The sequence below is a fragment of the Marinobacter shengliensis genome, assembly GCF_030297115.1.
Lineage (GTDB): Bacteria > Pseudomonadota > Gammaproteobacteria > Pseudomonadales > Oleiphilaceae > Marinobacter > Marinobacter shengliensis.
In genome coordinates this window covers 3,375,838-3,397,787 of record NZ_AP028062.1, presented here as the reverse complement: position 1 = coordinate 3,397,787, position 21,950 = coordinate 3,375,838, and the positions used below count along the sequence as shown (strand labels likewise).

16 protein-coding genes are annotated in these 21,950 nt (G+C 58.4%); 14 read left to right on the top strand and 2 right to left on the bottom strand.

Annotated elements, in window-relative coordinates; genetic code table 11:
- Positions 1-25 precede the first annotated feature (25 nt).
- Positions 26-1,882 (bottom strand): histidine kinase, encoded by a 1,857-nt coding sequence (locus tag QUE75_RS15550; RefSeq protein ID WP_286251540.1) that lies wholly within the window; start codon positions 1,880-1,882, stop codon positions 26-28.
- A 183-nt stretch (positions 1,883-2,065) separates the two neighbouring features.
- Here QUE75_RS15550 and QUE75_RS15545 point away from each other — a divergent pair, with 183 nt between their 5' ends.
- The 14 genes from QUE75_RS15545 to QUE75_RS15480 all read left to right on the top strand — a co-directional run bounded on the left by QUE75_RS15545 (position 2,066) and on the right by QUE75_RS15480 (position 20,690).
- Entirely contained in the window at positions 2,066-3,334 is a 1,269-nt protein-coding gene (locus tag QUE75_RS15545) for an MFS transporter (protein ID WP_286251538.1), read from the top strand.
- 122 nt (positions 3,335-3,456) lie between these two features.
- Positions 3,457-7,200, top strand: a complete 3,744-nt coding sequence (locus QUE75_RS15540; protein ID WP_286251536.1) for a nitrate reductase subunit alpha — start codon at positions 3,457-3,459, stop codon at positions 7,198-7,200.
- Positions 7,197-8,774 carry a nitrate reductase subunit beta gene (gene narH, locus QUE75_RS15535; protein WP_286251534.1) on the top strand — a complete coding sequence of 526 codons (1,578 nt, stop codon included), beginning with the start codon at positions 7,197-7,199 and terminating at the stop codon, positions 8,772-8,774. The genes QUE75_RS15540 and narH overlap by 4 nt, the downstream gene beginning before the upstream one ends.
- Positions 8,775-8,784: 10 nt before the next feature.
- Positions 8,785-9,525, top strand: a complete 741-nt coding sequence (narJ, locus tag QUE75_RS15530; RefSeq protein WP_286251532.1) for a nitrate reductase molybdenum cofactor assembly chaperone — start codon at positions 8,785-8,787, stop codon at positions 9,523-9,525.
- A gap of 18 nt (positions 9,526-9,543) precedes the next feature.
- Complete coding sequence (gene narI, locus QUE75_RS15525) at positions 9,544-10,221, top strand: respiratory nitrate reductase subunit gamma (RefSeq protein ID WP_286251530.1); 678 nt, start codon at positions 9,544-9,546, stop codon at positions 10,219-10,221.
- A 60-nt stretch (positions 10,222-10,281) separates the two neighbouring features.
- Entirely contained in the window at positions 10,282-11,088 is an 807-nt protein-coding gene (locus tag QUE75_RS15520) for a peptidylprolyl isomerase (protein ID WP_286251528.1), read from the top strand.
- 307 nt (positions 11,089-11,395) lie between these two features.
- Positions 11,396-12,145 (top strand): Crp/Fnr family transcriptional regulator, encoded by a 750-nt coding sequence (locus QUE75_RS15515; protein WP_286251527.1) that lies wholly within the window; start codon positions 11,396-11,398, stop codon positions 12,143-12,145.
- A 55-nt stretch (positions 12,146-12,200) separates the two neighbouring features.
- Positions 12,201-12,602, top strand: a complete 402-nt coding sequence (locus QUE75_RS15510) for a ribonucleotide reductase subunit alpha (protein ID WP_106694745.1) — start codon at positions 12,201-12,203, stop codon at positions 12,600-12,602.
- A 123-nt stretch (positions 12,603-12,725) separates the two neighbouring features.
- Positions 12,726-14,846 (top strand): transcriptional regulator NosR, encoded by a 2,121-nt coding sequence (nosR, locus tag QUE75_RS15505; RefSeq protein ID WP_286251524.1) that lies wholly within the window; start codon positions 12,726-12,728, stop codon positions 14,844-14,846.
- Positions 14,847-14,908: 62 nt separating this feature from the next.
- Positions 14,909-16,804, top strand: a complete 1,896-nt coding sequence (nosZ, locus tag QUE75_RS15500) for a TAT-dependent nitrous-oxide reductase (protein WP_286251522.1) — start codon at positions 14,909-14,911, stop codon at positions 16,802-16,804.
- A 226-nt stretch (positions 16,805-17,030) separates the two neighbouring features.
- Positions 17,031-18,299, top strand: a complete 1,269-nt coding sequence (locus QUE75_RS15495; RefSeq protein WP_286251520.1) for a nitrous oxide reductase family maturation protein NosD — start codon at positions 17,031-17,033, stop codon at positions 18,297-18,299.
- Entirely contained in the window at positions 18,296-19,228 is a 933-nt protein-coding gene (locus QUE75_RS15490) for an ABC transporter ATP-binding protein (protein ID WP_286251518.1), read from the top strand. Before QUE75_RS15495 ends, QUE75_RS15490 begins: the two co-directional genes overlap by 4 nt.
- The gene (locus QUE75_RS15485) at positions 19,225-20,055 is read left to right on the top strand and encodes an ABC transporter permease (protein WP_058092703.1); all 831 of its coding nucleotides are present in this window, start codon (positions 19,225-19,227) and stop codon (positions 20,053-20,055) included. Before QUE75_RS15490 ends, QUE75_RS15485 begins: the two co-directional genes overlap by 4 nt.
- Positions 20,056-20,075: 20 nt before the next feature.
- On the top strand, positions 20,076-20,690 hold the full coding sequence (locus tag QUE75_RS15480; RefSeq protein WP_286251513.1) for a nitrous oxide reductase accessory protein NosL: 615 nt from the start codon (positions 20,076-20,078) through the stop codon (positions 20,688-20,690).
- Between the two features lie 225 nt (positions 20,691-20,915).
- Here QUE75_RS15480 and moaA read toward each other — a convergent pair whose 3' ends face one another.
- A complete protein-coding gene (moaA, locus tag QUE75_RS15475; protein WP_286251510.1) occupies positions 20,916-21,908 on the bottom strand; it encodes a GTP 3',8-cyclase MoaA in 993 nt (330 codons plus the stop codon).
- Between the last annotated feature and the right edge of the window lie 42 nt (positions 21,909-21,950).

Sequence of the window (21,950 nt, the reverse complement as noted above, 5' to 3'; positions counted from 1 at the left end):
TCTCTCGTTGATGTTGGTGTTTGGGTCAGGCCGGTGAAGATTCGGTAGGAATCAGGTTACGGCTTTTGGGAACGAATGTTAATGTCACTTCCACGCCGCCTTCGTCCCGGTTGTCCACCTTTACCTTACCCCCGAGCGTTCGGGCGCGGTCCTGCATGATCACCAGGCCGTAATGGTTAACCGGCTGGTCGCCGCCGGGCAGGCCCTTGCCGTTGTCGCGAATACTTGCCCGAACCTGCGGAGACTCGAACAGCACCTTAACGGATATGACCGTAGCGTCGGCATGCTTGACGGCGTTTGCCAGACCCTCGCGGATAATCTGAAGGGTATGGATTTCCTCGTTTGGCGACAGCGTCTGGGGGGGCAGGTTGTATACAAACTCCACCGGGTGGCCCAGTCTCTCGGAAAACTCGTCGATGGTCTTGCGCAAAGCCGTGGCCAGGTCTGGTGTGTCCAGTTTCAGGCGGAACGTGGCCAGTAGCTCACGCAGTTGGCGGTAGGCGCTGTTCAGACCGGTACTGAGTTCATCCAGAATGTCATCGTGAACGGGTTTCTGGTCGCCCGTGATATTGAGCCGGCGCAGCCGGGTTACCTGCATCTTCAGGTAAGACAACGACTGGGCCAGTGAATCGTGCAACTCCCGGGCGATCACGGTGCGTTCTTCGGCCAGGGTCAGCTGCTGTTCCTCGGTTATTTGCCGTTCCAGGAAAATGGCGGTTGCCAGTTGGTCGGTCAGGGTCTCCAGCAGCCGGCGAGAAGTGGCAGATAAGCCTTTTTCTGCCGGGTACCACACCTCCAGGGTGCCGAGTAACTGGCCGGGGGTGCGGATGGGGAGCAACAAACGGCGGCCGTCATTGTTCTCCAGGGGCATCTCATCGTAGACCTCGGGGGTCACCAGGCAGGCATTGCAGTGATGGTCGCGACAGTAGAACGGCCGTTTGTCCGTGGCTGTGGTAATAGCCTCGACAGGCTCTGCGGATTCCTTGTCGTGCAGGAACAGGCGGATGGGACCAATGCCCAGCAGCAGTTCCAGTTCCTGCAGCATGGGAATGGCACCGTTACAGAGGTCATGGTTGGCAAACAGGTCTCTGCTGGCCGAATGCATGACCTGCAGGGCCTGGTGGCTGACTTCCAACTCTTCAGTTTTCTGCCGGGCCTTGGCTTCCAGTTCGTAGTAGGTCAGGGCCAGTTCGCTGGTCATCTGGTCGAAGGCCTGGCCCAGTTGTGCCAGCTCGTCTGCACCTTTCAGGTCGGCTTTCCGGGAGAAATCTTTCTCGCCAACGGCGCCGGCGATGGCCACGAGTTTTCGCAGGGGGCGAAGGATCCGGTTTTTCAGGTCGTAGAACAGGGCGATCACGATCAGCACCGAGAACACCATGCTGATGATCTGAATCAGGTGCAGCAGATCAACACGTGCTTCTGTGCGCTGTTCCAGCATAGTCACCAGTCGGTCAACTTCCTGGATGTAGTCCTCCACAGCCTGAACCATAGCCGGGGTGATGGGTGTGCCTACTTCATGTTGTTCAAGGGCTGGTTTAAGTTCGTCCTGCCATGCCGCCAGCATCTGACGGTACTGTCGTGCCAGAGGGTGGTCGTCTGCGCCGGGAACCGAGCGAAGGATGGCGGTGTCCTCAAGGCGGCGCTCATAATCATTGATGCGTGCGCCTGAGGTAGCCCGTCCATTTTCGTAATCTTCGGTGGCAGAACGGGCAATTAACTGGAAGGCGCCCATTCGCAGCGCTCCGGCCAGGTTGATGGCCGTGGCATTGCCTTCAATGCTGTTGGAAACCGCCAGGGTTGTAGACATGCTGACGATAGCGGTCAGCACGATGGCGCCGATCACCACAGCGAGTCGGTTTACTAGCGGACTTCTGGATGTCATGGGTTGTTGTCTGTTAGGGAGTTCGAAAGGTGCCTTTCCAGGCCAGATTATGACCGAGGAACTGCGGTTCCGATACCTCCTTGAGGATAGTCAATTACCCCAATGGATAGTCCTCCATCATAGCCTTTGACCCTTTGGAGAGCAAAAGCCGACACTAAAGGTTGGTTAATTCGAGGTGACAGGATGCAAACCCGACTGGAGCAGGATGACGACAGGCTGGCGTCGCTGGTGGTGATTCTGCCGCTGGCAGTGACAGGCTTTGTTGTTGCGGCAGGATGCTGGACTCTGTTTGCCGTGGCGGGAGTGCACCTCAGGGCCGATCTTGCCTTGAGCAGTCTTCAGTTCGGCATATTGCTGGCCGCGCCCATGGCCGTCAGTGCTGTATTGGCAATTCCGGCCGGGTTGGCCGCCCAGCGTTATGGTGCCCGCGCCGTGATGCTAACGTGCCTGGTCGGGCTGGCAATGTGTATGGGGTTACTCCTGCTAGTCGAAAGTTTCTATGGTTACCTGCTGGTTGCCGGCGGGCTGGGGCTGGCCGGTGGATTCTACAGTGCCGGCCTGCAGTTTGTGGTTAGTCACTGCAAGCCGAAACGGTTGGGGCTGGTGCTTGGCGTTTTTGGTGCGGGAGTCACTGGGGCTGGCTTCAGCTATTACCTGGTACCGCTGTTTCACGATGCGTTCTCCTGGCAGGGAGTACCTCTGGCCTACCTGATTGTATTGCTGCTGGTGATTGCCTTGCTGGTGATGTTGACCGATCCGGAATCCAGGGAATCAGGGGCGGACAGGCCCTGGTCTGTCGGGCAGGTGGTTCGAATACTCAGACGTGGTCGCTCGCTCCCGCTCACTGCCTATTTTGGCGTGGTGGCCGGAAGCTTCTTTGCCTTGGCGCTCTGGTTGCCGGATTTCCTGTCGGCACAGTTTGGCTTGTCCCTGGACGCGGGCGCACGCCAGGCTCAGTGGTTCGTTATTCCCGGTGCCCTTGCGCAGATTCTGGGTGGTGGCCTGGCTGACCGGTTTGGCAGTGCCAGGGTCGCCACGCGGTCACTGGTGTTGTGCCTGGTGGCGCTGGCTGTGTTGTCTTACCCGCCAATGACGTTATTTGTCAGGGGTGTAGATGAGATCATCACTGTGGAATTTGCCCTGCCTCTGATGATTGAAGGTAGTTTGATTGTGGTGCTGGGTGTCGCCATGGGGAGTGCCATGGGGAGCCTGCAACGAATGGTGATACTCGCCAATCGTGCCGAGGCCGCCTTGTTTGCAGGCTTTCTGCTGGTTTCTGCCTGTTCCGTTGCGTTTGTTCTACCGGTCCTGTTTGGCGCGGTTAACCAGTGGCTGGGTGTTCGAACAGCGGTGTTCATGATTCTCTTCCTGTTGCTCAGCACCAGTCTTCTGATGTTCGCCCGCGACACCCGTCGTGAGGAGCGAAGAACCCTTCTCCACCCGGGGATATAGTCCTGCTACCACCTCGGTGGTACAGCCGGGTTATGTGGTAGTAACCACGCAGATTTCGCGGTTTTTCTCACACACAATGGTCTCAAATCGGAGCAACGATCCGGCAGACGGAGAGAGAGACCATGAGTCATTTAATCGACAAACTGAATTACTTCAGGAAGAAGCGCGAGCCGTTCGCGGGCGGCCACGGCGAAACCCATGAAGTCAGTCGCGAGTGGGAAGACAGCTACCGCCAGCGCTGGCAGCACGACAAGGTTGTGCGTTCCACCCACGGCGTAAACTGCACCGGCTCCTGCAGCTGGAAGATTTACGTCAAGAACGGCCTGGTCACCTGGGAAACCCAGCAGACCGACTACCCCCGTACCCGCCCGGACCTGCCCAACCACGAGCCCCGCGGCTGCCCTCGGGGTGCCAGCTATTCCTGGTACATGTACAGCGCCAACCGCTTGAAGTACCCGCTGATGCGCAAGAGCTTGATGAAGCTCTGGCGTGCGGCCCGTATTCAGTTCAACGACCCGGTACAAGCATGGGCGTCCATTGTTGAAGACCCCAAGAAAACCGCCGAGTACAAGCCCCGCCGCGGTATGGGCGGTTTTGTCCGTTCCAATTGGGACGAGGTCAACGAGCTGATTGCTGCCTCCAACGTCTACACCGCCAAGAAGTTTGGTCCGGACCGCATCATCGGCTTCTCGCCGATTCCGGCCATGTCCATGGTGTCCTACGCCGCCGGTAGCCGTTACCTGTCGATGATTGGCGGCGTGTGCATGAGCTTCTACGACTGGTACTGCGACCTGCCGCCGGCCTCCCCACAAACCTGGGGCGAGCAGACCGACGTGCCGGAATCCGCTGACTGGTACAACTCCGGCTACATCATTGCCTGGGGTTCCAACGTGCCCCAGACCCGTACCCCGGACGCCCACTTCTTTACCGAAGTGCGCTACAAGGGCACCAAGACCGTTGCCATTACCCCGGATTACGCGGAAGTGTCCAAGCTGTCTGACGAGTGGTTGAACCCCAAGCAGGGCACCGACGCCGCCCTGGGCATGGCCATGGGTCACGTGATCCTGAAAGAGTTCCACGTCGACAAGCCCAGTGAATACTTCACCGACTACGTGCGCCGTTACACCGACATGCCCTACCTGGTCATGCTGGATGAGAAAGAGGACGGCAGCTTCGTGCCGGGCCGTTTCCTGCGCGCCAGTGATCTGGTGGACGGACTGGGTGAGGAGAACAACCCGGAATGGAAAACCATCGCCATTGACGAGAGCACCGGCGAGCTGACTGCACCAAATGGCTCCATCGGTTACCGCTGGGGCGAGAAGGGCAAGTGGAATCTGAAGCAGACCGCCAAGGGCTCCGATGTAAACCTTCAGCTGTCCATGGTCGAGAAGCACGACGACGTTGTGGACGTTGCCTTCCCGTACTTCGGTGGTATTGAGCACGACCACTTCAAGCACGTGGAAATCAAGGACATCCTCAAGCACAAGCTGGGCACTCGTAAGGTCAAGCTGGCTGACGGCACTGAAGGCCGTGTGGTCACCGTTTACGACCTGATGGTCGCCAACTACGGCATCAGCCGTGGCCTGGGTGATGACGACGGAGCTTCTTCTTATGACGAAGTGAAGCCCTACACTCCGGCCTGGCAGGAAAAGATCACTGGCGTACCCGCCGAGAAAGTGATCCGCATTGCCCGTGAGTTTGCGGATAATGCCGACAAGACCAAGGGCCGTTCCATGGTCATCGTGGGTGCCGGTATGAACCACTGGTACCACATGGACATGAACTACCGTGGCCTGATCAACATGCTGATCATGTGTGGTTGTATCGGCCAGAGCGGCGGTGGCTGGGCCCACTACGTTGGCCAGGAAAAACTGCGCCCGCAGACTGGCTGGCAGCCGTTGGCGTTTGGCCTGGACTGGCAGCGCCCGCCACGCCACATGAATTCTACCTCCTTCTTCTACGCCCATTCCGGCCAGTGGCGTTACGAGAAACTGGGTGTCGACGAAATCCTGTCGCCGCTGGCGGACAAGTCCAAATTCAGTGGCAGCCTGATCGACTACAACGTGCGCGCCGAGCGCATGGGCTGGTTGCCCTCTGCGCCCCAGCTCAACCGCAACCCGCTGGGTATTGCGGCGGAAGCCGAGAAGGCTGGCATGGACGTCTCCGATTATGTGGCCAAGTCCATGAAGGACGGCTCCCTGGCCTTCGCCAGTGAGGATCCGGAAGCGCCGGAGAACTGCCCGCGCAACCTGTTCATCTGGCGCTCCAACCTGTTGGGTTCGTCCGGCAAAGGCCATGAATACATGCTCAAGTACCTGCTGGGCACCAAGAACGGCCTGCAGGGTAAAGACCTGGGTGTGGAAGGCGGTGCCAAGCCGCAAGAGGTCAAGTGGCGCGACGAAGCCCCGCAGGGCAAGCTCGACCTGCTGGTGACCCTGGACTTCCGCATGTCCACCACCTGCCTGTATTCAGACATCGTTCTGCCGACCGCTACCTGGTACGAGAAGAATGACCTGAACACCTCAGACATGCACCCGTTCATCCATCCGCTGACCGCCGCCACCGATCCGGCCTGGGAAGCGCGCAGTGACTGGGAAATCTACAAGGGCATTGCCAAATCCTTCTCCAAGGCGGCTGAGGGCCACCTGGGTGTCGAGAAAGATGTGGTGACCCTGCCGCTGCTGCACGATGCGCCGGCGGAACTGGGCCAGCCGTTCGATGTGAAGGACTGGAAAAAAGGTGAATGCGACCTGATCCCGGGCAAGACTGCGCCCAACTTCATCACCGTTGAGCGGGATTACCCGAACACCTACGCACGCTTCACCTCGCTTGGCCCGCTGATGGACAAGTTGGGTAACGGTGGCAAGGGCATCAACTGGAACACCGAGAAGGAAGTCAACTTCCTGAAGGAGTTGAACTACACCCATCTGGAAGGTGCCAACGCGGGTCGTCCGAAGATTGAAAGCGCCATTGATGCCGCGGAAGTGATTCTGACCCTGGCGCCGGAAACCAACGGCCAGGTTGCCGTGAAGGCGTGGGCCGCACTGTCTGAAATGACCGGCCTGGACCACACCCATCTGGCGAAGAACAAGGAAGAGGAGAAAATCCGCTTCCGGGACATCGTGGCGCAACCGCGCAAGATCATCTCCAGCCCGACCTGGTCTGGTCTGGAAGACGAGCATGTGTCCTACAACGCTGGCTACACCAACGTGCACGAGCTGATTCCCTGGCGCACCCTGACCGGCCGCCAGCAGTTCTACCAGGACCACGAGTGGATGCGCGCCTTCGGTGAAAGCCTGCTGGTGTATCGCCCGCCCATCAACACCAAGGCGATTGAGAGCATGCAGGATCAGCGCAGCAACGGTAACCCGGAGAAAGCGTTGAACTGGATCACGCCGCACCAGAAGTGGGGTATTCACAGTACCTACAGCGACAACCTGTTGATGCTGACCCTCTCCCGCGGTGGCCCCATCGTGTGGATGAGTGAAGACGATGCCAAAGACATCGGGGTTGAAGACAACGACTGGATCGAGCTGTTCAACAGTAACGGTGCCATTGCGGCCCGGGCGGTGGTCAGCCAGCGGGTGATGCCTGGCATGGTGATGATGTACCACGCCCAGGAACGCAACGTGAACGTACCGGGCTCTGAAATTACCGGTACCCGGGGCGGCATCCATAACTCGGTCACCCGTGTGTGCCCGAAACCGACCCATATGATCGGTGGCTATGCCCAGTATTCCTACGGCTTCAACTACTACGGCACCGTAGGTTCCAACCGGGACGAGTTCGTGGTGGTCCGCAAGATGAAGAACGTGGACTGGCTCGACGGTGAAGGCAATGACTATGCTCAGGAGGCAGTAAAATGAAAATCCGTTCCCAAGTCGGCATGGTGCTGAACCTGGACAAGTGCATTGGTTGCCACACCTGTTCCGTCACCTGCAAAAACGTATGGACAAGCCGTGAAGGCATGGAATACGCCTGGTTCAACAACGTCGAAACCAAGCCTGGCATCGGCTACCCGAAAGAATGGGAGAACCAGGACAAGTGGAAGGGCGGCTGGATGCGCGACAGCTCCGGCAAAATCCGCCCCCGCATCGGCGGCAAGTTCCGGGTACTGGCGAATATCTTCGCCAACCCGGACCTGCCGGAAATCGATGACTACTACGAGCCGTTTGACTACGACTACCAGCACCTGCACACCGCCGGTGATGTGAAGCACCAGCCGGTCGCCCGGCCACGGTCGCTGATCTCTGGCGAGCGCATGAAGAAAATCGAATGGGGCCCGAACTGGGAAGAAATCCTGGGCACCGAGTTTGCCAAGCGCCGCAAAGACAAGAACTTTGACCAGGTGCAGGCAGACATCTACGGCCAGTTCGAGAACACCTTCATGATGTACCTGCCGCGTCTGTGCGAGCACTGCCTGAACCCGGCGTGTGTAGCCAGTTGCCCGAGCGGTGCCATCTACAAGCGCGAAGAAGACGGTATTGTGCTGATCGACCAGGACAAGTGCCGCGGCTGGCGGATGTGTGTCTCCGGCTGCCCGTACAAGAAAATCTACTTCAACTGGAAAACCGGCAAGTCCGAGAAGTGTATTTTCTGCTACCCGCGTATCGAAGCAGGTCTGCCGACCGTCTGCTCCGAGACCTGTGTAGGCCGGATCCGCTACCTGGGCGTGCTGCTGTACGACGCAGACCGCATTCAAGAAGTGGCCAGCGCCCCGGGCGAGCACGAGCTGTATGAAAAGCAGCTGGAAATCTTCCTGGACCCGTTCGATCCGAAAGTGATCGAGCAGGCCAAGAAAGACGGCATCCCGATGAACGTGATCGAAGCCGCCCAGCAAAGCCCGGTGTACAAAATGGCGGTGGACTGGAAATTGGCCCTGCCGTTGCACCCGGAATACCGCACCCTGCCCATGGTGTGGTACGTGCCGCCGCTCAGCCCGATCCAGTCTGCGGCGGAAGCCGGCAAGGTCGAGTTCGACGGCGTACTGCCGAAGATCGAAAGCCTGCGGATTCCGGTCAAGTACCTGGCGAACCTGCTGACCGCCGGTGACGAGAAGCCCATCGTTCGCGCTCTCAAGCGGATCATGGCCATGCGTTTGTACAAGCGTGCCGAGACCGTGGAAGGCAAGGAAGACCTGCGAGCGCTGGAGGAGTGCGGCCTGACCAAAGCCCAGGCGGACGAAATGTACCGGTACCTGGCCATCGCCAACTACGAAGACCGCTTCGTGATTCCGACCAGCCATCGCGAGCTGGCCAAGGAAGCTTTCCCGGATGCGGACGCCTACGGCGAGCGTGGTGGTTGTGGCTTCAGCTTCGGCGACGGCTGCAACGGTGGTGACAGCGAGTTCAGCCTGTTCGGTGGCAAGAAGCAGACCACCAGCATGGTCAGCAAGCTGGCGACCGTAAAGCAGGTCGACCCGAAACAGCTGCAGGATTGAGGAGCAAGTTATGCAACTTCTGAAAGTACTGGCGCGGGTGCTCGAGTACCCCACCGACGAACTGCAGCAATCCAAAGACGCCCTGGTAGCCGCTGTCCTGGAGGACAGCCGGCTGCCCCGGCAGAACAAGGAACAGCTGCTGACCTGCATCGACCGCCTGTGCGACGGAGACCTGATGGACCTTCAGGAATCCTACGTAGGCACCTTCGACCGGGGCCGGGCCACCTCCCTGCTGCTGTTCGAGCATGTTCATGGCGAGTCCCGTGACCGCGGCCAGGCCATGGTAGACCTGATGGAACAATACCGGGCCAATGGCCTGGAGATTGATGCCCGGGAACTGCCGGACTACCTGCCGCTGTTCCTGGAATACCTTTCTACCCGGCCATGGGACGAAATCAGGAACTGGCTGGAAGACATCCATCACATCCTCGGCCTGCTCGGCGAGCGGCTGTACCAGCGTGAAAGCGTCTACCACGTGGTGATGGATTCGCTGCTGGTGCTGTCCGGCCGCCAGACCAACCGCCAGGAACTGGCCCAGATCGTTGCCTCGGAAGAGCGCGACGACACGCCGGAAGCCCTGGACAAGGTCTGGGAAGAAGAAATGGTGAAATTTGTGGATGACCAGGGCAGCTCCTGCAGCACCGGTGGCGTGGTTGGACAACGCCGTCGTGAGCTGGAACAGACCCAGACCATTCACCTGAGCGATCAGCTGATGACGGACGCTACCCCCCGTCAGGCAGGGCGCGCGTAAGCGCAGGAGGAAATGACAATGTCCTATCTACACACACTGGTTTTCGGGGTATACCCGTACATCGCCCTGGCGGTCCTGTTCATCGGAACCTGGGCGCGCTATGACCACGGTCAGTTCACCTGGAAAGCCCATTCCAGCCAGATGCTGAGAAAGAAAAACATGGTACTGGCCAGCGTGCTGTTCCATGTGGGTATCCTGGTGATCTTCCTCGGCCACCTGGTTGGCCTGCTGGCGCCGAAATGGGCCTACGAATGGCTGATGACGCCCGGCCAGAAACAGGTCATGGCCGTGGTGGTCGGCGGCATCGCCGGCGTTATGTGCCTGATTGGCGGCGCCATGCTCGCCTACCGCCGCCTGACCGACCCGCGGGTTCGTGCCAGCAGCACCGTCGCTGACAATCTGGTCATCATCATCCTGGTGGTGCAGGTCGCCCTCGGCCTGGCCACCATCCTGCCCACCATGGGGCACCTGGACGGCTCCGAAATGCTCAAGTTCTCTGCCTGGGCACAAGGCGTGCTGACCTTGCAGGGCGGTGTGGCTGGCCACATTGCGGATGTGCATTGGATCTACAAAACCCACATCTTCCTTGGCCTGACCATCTTCGTGCTCTTCCCGTTCACCCGACTGGTGCACATGCTCAGCGTGCCGGTGGAATATTTCGGACGGAAGTACCAGGTGGTTCGCAAACGCGCGTAATGATGAGATTGCCACGGAGCCTGCCGGCTCCGTGGCAAAGAATCTTTCTGGAGAAGCAACATGCAAATAATCCCCGTCGGCGAAGCCGGCAAACCCAGAAACCAGTTCCCTCCGGTGTATGTGGGTGGCACGCTGATCCACGAAGACGACATCGCCCGGGAAATGCAGCACCATCCCGCCGAAGAACTGGCCGAAGCCTGGCACGAAGCCGCCAAAAGCCTCGTCATCCGCGAGTTACTCCTGCAACAGGCCAGCCGCCTGAACCTGGACAACATCGAAGACGAAGAAGACCGCATCGCCCGGGTACTGGAACTCGAACTCAACGTCCCGGACCCCGAAGAACAGGACTGCGAACGCTTCTACGCCGCCAACCCCGGCCGATTCTGCAGCCCCACCATCATGGCCGTCAGCCACATACTCCTGGCTGCCGCCCCGGACGACATCGAAGAACGCATGCGCCAGGAAGAAGCCGGCCGACAACTCCTGACCGCCCTCCTGGACGGCCGCTCACAGTTCAACCAACTGGCCAAACAATACTCCGCCTGCGAATCCCGCCACCAGGGCGGCAGCCTGGGGCAGATCAGCAAAGGCCAGACCGTCGAAGAATTCGAACGCCCGGTACTGAGCCTCACTGAAGGTTTGAATCCCGAACTCATCGAAACCCGCTACGGCTGGCACATCGTCCGGGTAGACCAACGAATCGACGGCGAACAGCTCCCGTACGAACACGTCAAACCCCAGATTCGCCAATACCTGAGCGAAAGCGTCACCCGCCGCGCGTTCCGCCAGTACCTGCAAGTCCTGGCCGTTGAAACCGGCATAGAAGGCGTCGACCTGGAGTTGCCGGATTCGCCGTTGATGCAATAAATAGGAATATCACTCCGGAGTGCGAAGGCCGGCAGTTGTAGACCCTTCCAAAACCTTGCGGAGCCAGGGATGGCGGAGCAGAGCGTACAGGGATGTATTCACAGCGTGTTTTGGAAGGGTCTACAACTGCTGGCCAAACTCCATGATCTGATTTCCAGTTTGGTTAGCAAAGCGAATAATTGAGTTAAGTCAACTACTCAACAAGAACCCGCCTTATACCCCCATCGGGGGAGCGATTTTTCACCACTATCCCTCTACTATTTAAAACAAGATATTGAATGCATGAATATGCAGAGAGGATACTCCAATGGCCGTCACCCAAAGCGCCGAAAGCCGATACACCAAACCCGTACTCGTCGCCATCAACAAACCGCTTGATGAAGAAGACGGCCTGGAAGCACTACGCAGCCACGCCCTGTTCCGCAGCCTCAAAGCCCCCGACCTGGACTACCTCATCCAGCAGTCCCGGCGCCTGCGTCTCGGCCACCACCAGCTGCTCTACCGCCAGGACATGCCAGCGCACCACTTCTTCTTTGTGATCAGCGGCCGCCTCAGACTCTACCGCCTGGACTCCTCCGGCATCGACAGAACCCTCGACAGCATCGCCCCCGGCGACTGCTTCGCCGAAGTCATGATCTACGCCGATCCGCCAAGGTACGCCTGCTACGCCGAAGCACTCAAATCCAGCGAAGTGCTGATGATCCCGGTCAAAGCCTATCAGGACCTGCTCGACCGGCACCCGGAGTACGCCCAGGCCGCGCTTCGCCATTACGCCATGCGCGCCGTCACACGGTTCCACGACCTGGAAATCATGACCGTCCAGAACGCCCGTGACCGCCTGATCCGCTACTTGATTGACCTGCTGCCTAATGGCGCCCTGGAAGGGGGCGAAGTTGAACTGCCCCTGCCCAAATGCCTGGTGGCTTCGCGCCTGGCCATGCAGCCGGAAACCTTCTCCCGGATATTGGCCGATCTAAAGTCCAACGGCCTGGTTCGGGTGAACCGCAGCAAACTGTTTATTTCCGACCCTCAGCGACTGATCGAAATCAGTCAGTAGCTTTCGGGCCCTCCGGGCCCTTTTTTCCAATTTTCGCCAAGTCAGGGGCATCATTATGATCAGCAGTTACCAGGACCTTGTGAAGGCCAGCCAGAACGAACATGAGCCCCAGCGATTCCTGTTCGTGTTTTGCAAAGCCGAGCTGCCAGATGATGCATCCGCTGCCGAGCGGGCCGCCTTCGAACGTGGTGAGGGTGGGGCGCTGACCCCGGTGATTTGCGTGGATAAAACCCCTGAGGAAGCGCCAGACTTCACTGTGTTGGCTGAAGAATCCCGAACCACCGGCCAAGACTGGGATATGGTGTTCGTGGCGGCCATGTCTGGCCGTGGCGGCATAGAACCCTCCAGTGATGAAGCCCAGCAACCCATGACCATGATGGTCGAAAGCATCCGTATGGGTAACGTTGGCAATTACCTACCCCTCGATCAATCCGGCCAGGCCGTGAGCCTGGGCTGAACCGGTCCGGTTACGCCGCTGGCGTATCCAAAAAGAGGTATGTGATTTTTATCAATCATTGTCCACCCTAGTTGTATTCCGATTGGATTGGGGGTTTGAGTGTTCAGGGAATCTGTTCTCGTAATGCTGGCATTGATGCTTCTTGCATCGGTTGCCAGCGCCACGTCGCTCAGTGAATACGAGCCCGTTGCCGGCCGGCAGGTGATCCAGGTTGCCATTCCGTCGGTCACTCGCTATGAGCCCCGGGAAGACAACCGGGCCATCCAGGAACTCTACGCCGGCGATGAACTGGTGGGCTACGCCTACCAGACCCTCGATTTCGTGCAAACCCCGGCATACTCCGGTAAGCCCTTGAACGCCATGGTGGTGCTGGATACCGAAGGCGAGATCAAAGGCGCACGGGTGATCCATCACGATGAACCGATTCTCTTGATCGGTATTCCCGAAGCCAAGATGCATGAGTTCACTGATCAATACGCCGGCCTGAAAGCTGACCAGCGAGTAACCGTTGGGGGAAAAACGTCCGAACGCAGGGTGGCGGTGGATGGACTGTCTGGTGCGACCGTCACGGTCATGGTCATCAACGAAGTCATTATGCGCACGGCGCATCGAGTTGGCGGTGAGCTGGGCCTGGTCGAAGGCGTTGGCGTTGGTAAGCGGCCACCCAAGGCTGAAGTGATCAAGGACAGCTTTCGGCAACGTTCCTGGACAGAATTAACCGGTGACGGGTCCATTCGCCGGATGCTGCTGACCCGGGGCCAGGTGGATGATGCCTTTGCCGGTGGGCCGGCAGAGGGTTTTGAAACCGCCGCACCGGATCAGCGTGACGAACCCCTGATCGATTTATACACCGCTTACCTGGATGTGCCTTCCATTGGCCGTAACCTGTTGGGTGATCGCCAGTACGAGTGGTTGATGTCTGAGTTGAAGGAAGGTGAGCATGCCATTGCGGTGCTGGCTAATGGTTCCTACTCCTTCCGTGGTTCAGGCTATGTGCGTGGCGGTATCTTCGATCGCTTGCAGATTCGCCAGTTCGGAGACACCTTCAACTTCCGTGACCTGGACTACTATCGCCTGAGCGATGTGTACCTGGGCGATATGCCGCGCCTGCCGGAAATGGCCATTTTCATCATTCGCCAGCAATACAATTTCGACCCCGGCGAGCCCTGGTCCCTGGAGTTGACAGTAAAACGCCAGACCGGCCCTCTGGACAGTGAATTTGCGGTGTTCCCCCTGGAATACCAACTGCCTGACAAGTATTACACCCGTGCGGAACCCGAGCTTACCCAGGAAGAGTGGTTGGAAGAGCAACCCATGTGGGTTCAGGTCTGGTATCAGAAGCAGTTCCAGATCATCGTGGTGGGACTGGGTATTGGCGTGCTGCTGTTCATCCTGTTCTTCCAGGACTGGTTGGTGCAAAAGCCGCGCATGATGCGCTGGGTTCGCCACGCGTTTCTGACCTACACCCTGTTCTTTATCGGCTGGTACGCGCTGGGGCAGTTGTCGATCGTCAACGTGCTGACCTTTGTAAACAGCGTGATCAGCGGCTTCCGCTGGGAAACCTTCCTGATTGATCCGATGCTGTTCATTCTCTGGTCGGTGGTGGCCGGCATCATATTGCTCTGGGGGCGAGCGGTTTACTGCGGCTGGCTGTGCCCGTTCGGCGCCCTGCAGGAACTGACCAACGAAATTGCCCGCAAACTGAAGGTGCCCCAGTACACCGTGCCGTTTGCCGTGCATGAGCGCCTCTGGGCCATCAAATACATCATTCTTCTGGTGTTGTTTGGTGTTTCCCTGGAGTCGCTTGCTACCGCAGAAAGAATGGCAGAGGTGGAACCCTTCAAAACCGCCATTACGCTCCGCTTCGATCGCACCTGGCCCTTCGTCACTTACGCCCTGTTGTTGCTGGTGGTCAACCTGTTCACCCGGAAGGTGTTCTGCCGCTACTTGTGCCCGCTGGGAGCCGCCCTGGCTCTGCCTTCCAAGCTGCGGGTGTTCGACTGGCTCAAGCGCCGCAAAGAGTGCGGTAACCCCTGCCGCCTCTGCGACCACGAATGTGAGGTGCAGGCTATCCATCCGGATGGGCACATCAATTACATGGAGTGCCACTACTGCCTGGATTGCCAGATGACCTATTTCGATGACCACAAGTGCCCACCGCTGATCGTCAAGCGCCGGGGCAAACGCCGTGGTCACAACGCACCGGGCCACCCGGAGGAGATCCCCGTGGTTCAGGTGAACTGAGCAGTACCTATAAAAAGCCATGAGAAGCTAAAACCGCCATAACCAATAACGGAGTTGTCGCTATGAGCAAGAAAGATGATCTGAGCCAGAACGCACCGGAGGTTCCCGAAGGTGGCCTGAGCCGTCGCCGCTTTATGGGGGCCGCGGCCCTGGCCGGCGTGGCTGGTGCAACTGGCCTCGGCACCACCATGATGACCCGCGAATCGTTCGCCGCCGCAGCCCGAGACGCCCGCAACAAGGCCCATATTGAGCCAGGGGAGCTGGATGAGTACTACGGCTTCTGGAGCGGTGGGCATCAGGGTGAAGTGCGTGTTCTGGGTGTTCCGTCCATGCGCGAGCTGATGCGAATTCCAGTGTTCAACGTGGACTCTGCCACCGGCTGGGGCATCACTGACGAAAGCAAGGAAATCCTGGGTAAAGACAAGCTGTACCTGAACGGTGACTGTCACCACCCGCACGTCTCGATGGACGATGGCCACTACGATGGCAAGTACCTGTTCATCAACGACAAGGCCAACAGCCGGATTGCCCGTATCCGCCTGGATATCTTCAAGACTGACAAGGTCACCCATATCCCGAACGTTCAGGCGATTCACGGTCTGCGTCTTCAGAAGGTGCCGCGCACCAAGTATGTTTTCTGTAACGCGGAATTCGTGATTCCACAGCCGAACGATGGCAGCGATTACAGCCTTGAGAACAGCTACACCATGTTTACGGCCGTAGACGCAGACACTATGGAAGTAGCCTGGCAGGTGATTGTCGACGGCAATCTGGATAACACCGATGCGGACTTCACCGGCAAGTACGCAGCCTCTACCTGCTACAACTCCGAGAAGGCGGTAGACCTGGCCGGTACCATGCGTAACGACCGTGACTGGGTGGTGGTGTTCAACGTTGAGCGTATTGAAGCGGCCGTGAAAGCCGGCAACTTCAAAACCATCGGTGATTCCAAGGTGCCCGTGGTTGAGGGGCGCAAGGGTTCCGACGTTACCCGTTACATTCCGGTGCCGAAGAACCCTCACGGCCTGAATACCTCCCCCGATGGCAAGTACTTCATTGCCAACGGCAAATTGTCTCCGACCGTGTCCATCATTGCCATCGACAAGCTCAATGATCTGTTTGATGACAAGATCGGTGACCGCGATCCGATTGTTGCGGAGCCGGAGCTGGGTCTTGGGCCTCTGCATACCACGTTCGATGGTCGCGGCAATGCTTACACCACGCTGTTTATCGACAGCCAGGTGGCCAAGTGGAACATCGCGGATGCGATCAAGCACTACAATGGCGAAGACGTGAACTACATCCGCCAGAAGCTGGACGTTCACTATCAGCCGGGCCACAACCACGCGTCGCTGACCGAATCACGCGATGCCGATGGCAAGTGGCTGGTGGTGCTGTCGAAGTTCTCCAAGGACCGTTTCCTGCCGGTAGGCCCGCTGCACCCGGAGAACGATCAGCTGATCGATATTTCCGGCGAGGAAATGAAACTGGTACACGACGGCCCTGCTTTCGCTGAACCGCACGACTGCATCCTTGTGCGCCGTGACCAGATCCGTCCGAAGAAGATCTGGGACCGTAACGATCCTTATTTTGCCTCTACCCGTGCGCAGGCCGAGAAAGACGGCGTGACGCTGGAAGCGGATAACAAGGTTATCCGGGATGGCAAGAAGGTTCGTGTGTACATGACCTCTGTGGCACCTCAGTTCGGGATGCTGGAGTTCAAGGTGAAGGAGGGTGATGAGGTTACGGTGGTTGTGACCAATCTGGACTCCATTGAGGATGTGACTCACGGGTTCTGTATGGTGAACCATGGTGTGAGTATGGAGATCAGTCCTCAGCAGACGGCATCGGTGACCTTTACGGCGGGTAAGCCTGGGGTTTACTGGTACTACTGCAACTGGTTCTGCCATGCGCTGCATATGGAGATGGGTGGTCGCATGTTGGTCGAGAAGGCCTGACCTTCTCTTTTCCGGGGCTCTTTCTCTGAGTCCCGGCTCCTCCCATTGGATTGGGAGGAGCAATCCAAGAGGAGACTGCTTTCCAAAACACGCTCCTTCGGCACATCCATGTGACGCTTGGGCTCCGCCATCCATGGCTCCGCACAGTTTTGGAAAGCAGTCTCCTCTCGGATTGCCGGACCTCGGGCCGGGGATTCGAAAACTTTCATCGCTCAGAGAACGATTGATGTATCAACTTTTGCGTTATGGGGTGGCCCTGTCAGTCGCTCTGATTTCGCTGACCGCAAGTGCCAACCTGCAAGATCAGCTGGATGCCCTGGAGCCAGGCGCATCGTTCGAGCTTCCTTCCGAGCAGCTTCCGCCATTGGTTATCCGGGTGCCCGGCGTTTCTGTGTCCTGTGCTGAGGATTCGGTGATTGATGCCGGCGGGGCAGGGCATGCTGTGGAGATTCTGGCGGAGGGGGTGTCGTTTTCCGGTTGCGTGGTGCGCAACTGGGGGCAGGATCTGAATGAGTTGGATGCGGGGATTTTTGTAGCTCGGGAAGCTAAGGGGGCGGTTGTTGCGGATAACCGGCTTCAGGGGCCGGCCTTTGGGGTGTGGTTGGATGCGACGCCGGATGTGGTTGTCCGGAATAACGAGATACGGGGGGATACAAACCTTCGGTCCCAGGATCGGGGCAACGGGATTCATCTGTTCAATACCACCGGGGCGTTGATTGAGGGAAATGACATTCGCCAGACCCGGGATGCGATTTATATCGAGACGGCGAATAACAACAAGATTCGCAATAACGTGATGTCGGATCTGCGTTATGGCATTCACTACATGTACTCCATGCACAACCTGCTGGAAGGCAATGTGACCCGTGGCACTCGCACGGGGTATGCGTTGATGCAGAGCAAGTATCTGACGGTGGTGAATAACCGGTCGGAGAATGATGAGAATTACGGGATTCTGATGAATTTCATCACCAATTCCACCCTCAAAGGCAATGTGGTCACCGGGGTGTCTCAGGGGCAAACCGGTGGGGTGATGATTTCCGGAGGCGAGGGCAAGGCGGTGTTCATCTATAACTCGCTGTACAACACCTTCGAGGGTAACTACTTCGGCAACAGCAATATCGGCATTCATCTGACCGCCGGTTCCGAACAGAACGAGGTGTTTGATAATGCCTTTGTGAACAACGAGCGGCAGGTGAAGTATGTGGCCACTCGTACCCAGTCCTGGGCGAAGGATGGGCGAGGGAATTTCTGGAGTGATTATCTGGGCTGGGATCGTAACCAGGATGGCATTGGTGATGTGCCCTACGAGCCTAATGACAACGTGGACCGCTTGTTGTGGAAGTACCCGGAGGCGCGGGTGCTGATGTTCAGCCCGGCGGTGGACACCCTGCGTTGGGTGCAGGATGCGTTTCCGGTGGTGAAGTCTGCCGGGGTGAGTGATCCCAAACCGTTGATGCGAATTCCCGAACACCTGCAATCGGAGATCCGATGAACTGCTTTCGACTGGACAATGTGAGCCACCGCTACGATAAGGCGACGGTGCTCCACGGCGTGGACTTGCGGCTGGAGCCGGGGGAAATTCTCGGACTGTTTGGCCACAACGGGGCGGGTAAAACCACTTCGATCAAACTCATTCTGGGTTTGATGAAACCGACCCAGGGCAAGGTTTCTGTGTTGGGTGGCGAAGCCGGTGATCCCCACGTAAGCCAACACATAGGCTATCTGCCGGAGAACGTGATGTTCTACCCGCAGCTGACTGGGCGGGAAATCCTCAGACATTTTGCCCGGCTCAAAGGTGCCAGCCTGAAGCAGGTGCCAGAGCTGCTGGAGCAGGTTGGCTTGGGCGATGCCATGGATGCCCGCACCAAAACCTACTCCAAGGGCATGCGCCAGCGCCTTGGCCTGGCCCAGGCGCTGCTCGGCAAGCCGAAGCTATTGATGCTGGACGAACCCACGGTTGGTCTGGACCCGGTGGCAACGGCCGATTTGTACCGGTTGCTGCGGCGCCTGCGGGATGACGGCACGGGCATTGTGTTGTGCTCCCATGTCCTGCCCGGTGTTGAACCCTACATTGACCGGGCTGCCATCCTCACCGACGGCGCCCTGAAAGCCGCCGGCGACCTGCCGGCACTTCGCCGCCAGGCCAACATGCCGGTCACCCTCAGCCTGGAGCCGGCCACCACCATGATGGCGCTGGAGAAAGCGATTGACGGTGCACGCCCCAACGCCGGGCTACTCATGAAAAGCAACAACGGACGCCTGCAAGTGGACGTGAGACCGAAGGAAAAAATGGCGTTGATACACGCATTGATGAACTCCGGAGAGGTGGCGGACCTGGGAATACACCAGCCCAGCCTGGAAGATATCTACGTCCACTTCATCGGGTCGGGCGGACTGGCCCACCGGGGAGGTGGCCAATGAATGCTATCTGGACCATTGCCCGCAAGGAACTCAGCGACAGCTTTCGCAATCGTTGGCTGGTGGCGATCAGCCTGGTGTTTGCCACCCTGGCTCTGGGCATTGCCTGGTTTGGTGCGGCGGCGTCCGGGCAGGTGGGTTACGCCTCCACGCCGGCCACCATTGCCAGCCTGGCCAGCCTTGGTATCTTCCTGATACCGCTGATTGCCCTGTTGCTTGCCTACGACGCCATCGTGGGTGAAGAAGAGGGCGGCACACTTCTGCTGCTGATGACCTACCCACTCAGTAAAAACCAGCTCCTGCTCGGCAAATTCCTCGGCCACGGCCTGACCCTGGCCCTGGCCACACTCATCGGGTTCGGGGTTGCGGCCATCGCCATCGCCGTACTGGTAGACGACGTCGCCGTCGGTGCCCTGGCGGCCGCCATGGGCCGGTTCATCGGCTCAACCGTTCTGTTGGGGTGGGGGTTCATCGCCCTGGCATACCTGGTCAGCGTCCGGGTCAGCGAGAAACCCGTAGCCGCAGGCCTGGCCCTGGCCATCTGGTTCTTCTTCGTATTGATCTTTGACTTGATGCTGCTGGGCATCCTCGTTGCCAGCGAGGGCAAGCTCAACCCGGAGCTGCTGCCATGGCTGCTGATGCTGAACCCCACCGATATCTACCGCTTGCTCAACATCGTGGCCTTCGGTGATGGCAACCAGCTGAGCGGTGTACTCAGCCTGGGCTCAGACCTGCCCATCGGCACCGGAGGGCTCTGGCTGGGCCTGGCGCTCTGGTGTGCCACACCGCTGATCGGCGCCCTGTTGTTATTCAAAAACCGAAAAATCTGATACCACTGGAGAACAGAACCATGCCCACACCGCTCACCAAATGGCTTATAGCGGCCCTGACGGCGATCACCCTCGCGGGTTGCTCCAACGGCGAACAACAAACCGCCACCAAACCCGACCCGGTTCACTTTGACTCCGGCGACGAATGCCACGTATGCGGCATGGTCATCACCAACTTCCCCGGGCCCAAAGGCCAGGCCTTCACCGAACGCCAGCAGCACACCCGCAAGTTCTGTTCCACCAAAGACATGTTCGCCTGGTTCCTACAGCCGGAAAACGAAAATCGCGACCACACCCTCTACGTCCACAACATGGCCGAATCCCACTGGGACCATCCCGACGACACCCACCTGATCGACGCCCGTGAAGCCTTCTACGTCGTCGGCTCAGAACGCACCGGCGCCATGGGCCCGACCTTGGCCTCGTTCGAAACAGAATCCGAAGCGACCGACTTTGCAGCGACCTACGGGGGAGAAATTCTCAGCTTTGACGACATCACCCTGGAGCACCTGAACGCAGGTATGAGCATGCACGGCATGGAGGAAATGGGTGAGATGGATCATAAGCATGATCAGAACGAAGAAGAGGATGGGCACTCAACACATGTAAATCATAATGACCACCATGGACACTGAGATGCCGAGAGTGATCAGGTTTCGGTAAACAAAGAAGGTGTTTTAGAGCGAACCAACGAGAGTCAGAAAGAGCCGGTGGCGGTTGGCCTTCCAAAAATGTGCGGAGCCATGGATGGCGGAGCCCAAGCGCCACAAGGAAGTGCCGAAGGAGCGTTTTTTGGAAGGCCAACCGCCACTGGCTCCAGTTCCAAACCTAAATGGCTAGGAATCAACAGGCTGGAACAATCAACCGCCAGTCATATTCATAAACCGAAGAATCTGAACCTCACCATTACTGGAAAAGTGATGCCGCTCTGGCTTCAGATCCATCGCATCAATGATCGCCTGCTGAAGCTTGTCATCCGTCACCGGATTGCCCCGCAGAACCCGCCGCAAATCCACCGAATGCTCATTGCCAAGGCACAGCAAAAGCCGCCCCTCAACCGTCACCCGAACCCGGTTACAGGTCGAACAGAAGTTATGGGAATGCGGTGAAATGAACCCGACCCGAACATCGCTGTCCGGCATCTGATAGTAACGTGCCGGCCCGCCAGAATCCTTGGCCACCGGAATCAGCTCATGGCGCTGACGGATGATATCCCGCACCTCCTCGCTGGTACACAAAGCAAGACCCCGGTCATGCTCCGAAATCTCACCCAGCGGCATCTCCTCAATAAAACTGATATCCACCTGCTTTTTCCGGGCAAACTCAATCAGCTCCGGAATCTCTTCATCGTTACGGCCTTTCATCACCACCGTATTCAGCTTGATACCGCGGAAGCCTGCGTCCCGGGCGGCATCAATACCGTCCAACACCTGCTGCAGATTGCCAGTGCGGGTAATGGAACGGAATTTTTCAGAATCCAGGGAATCCAGGCTGATATTGAGCCGGTGCAGGCCCGCTTTACGCAGTTTCTCCGCCATGGTCGGCAACTGGCTGCCATTGGTGGTCATGGCAAAGTCCCGCAAACCATAGGTGCCTACTTCGCGGACCAGCTCAAGGATGTCTTTGCGGACCAGGGGTTCGCCACCGGTCAGGCGGATTTTTTCCGTACCCAGGGCAACAAAGTTTCGAGCCAGCCTGGCGATCTCTTCCAGCGTCAGAACCTGCTGGCGGGGCAGAAAGGTCATGTCCTCCGCCATGCAGTACACACAGCGGAAGTCGCAGCGGTCAGTTACCGACAGGCGCACGTAATTAATGGTGCGGCCAAATCGATCGGTCAGCTTGGCTTGCGGCATGGGCAGGTTTCCCTGTCTGGAGTTATATGTATAAAGGATAGT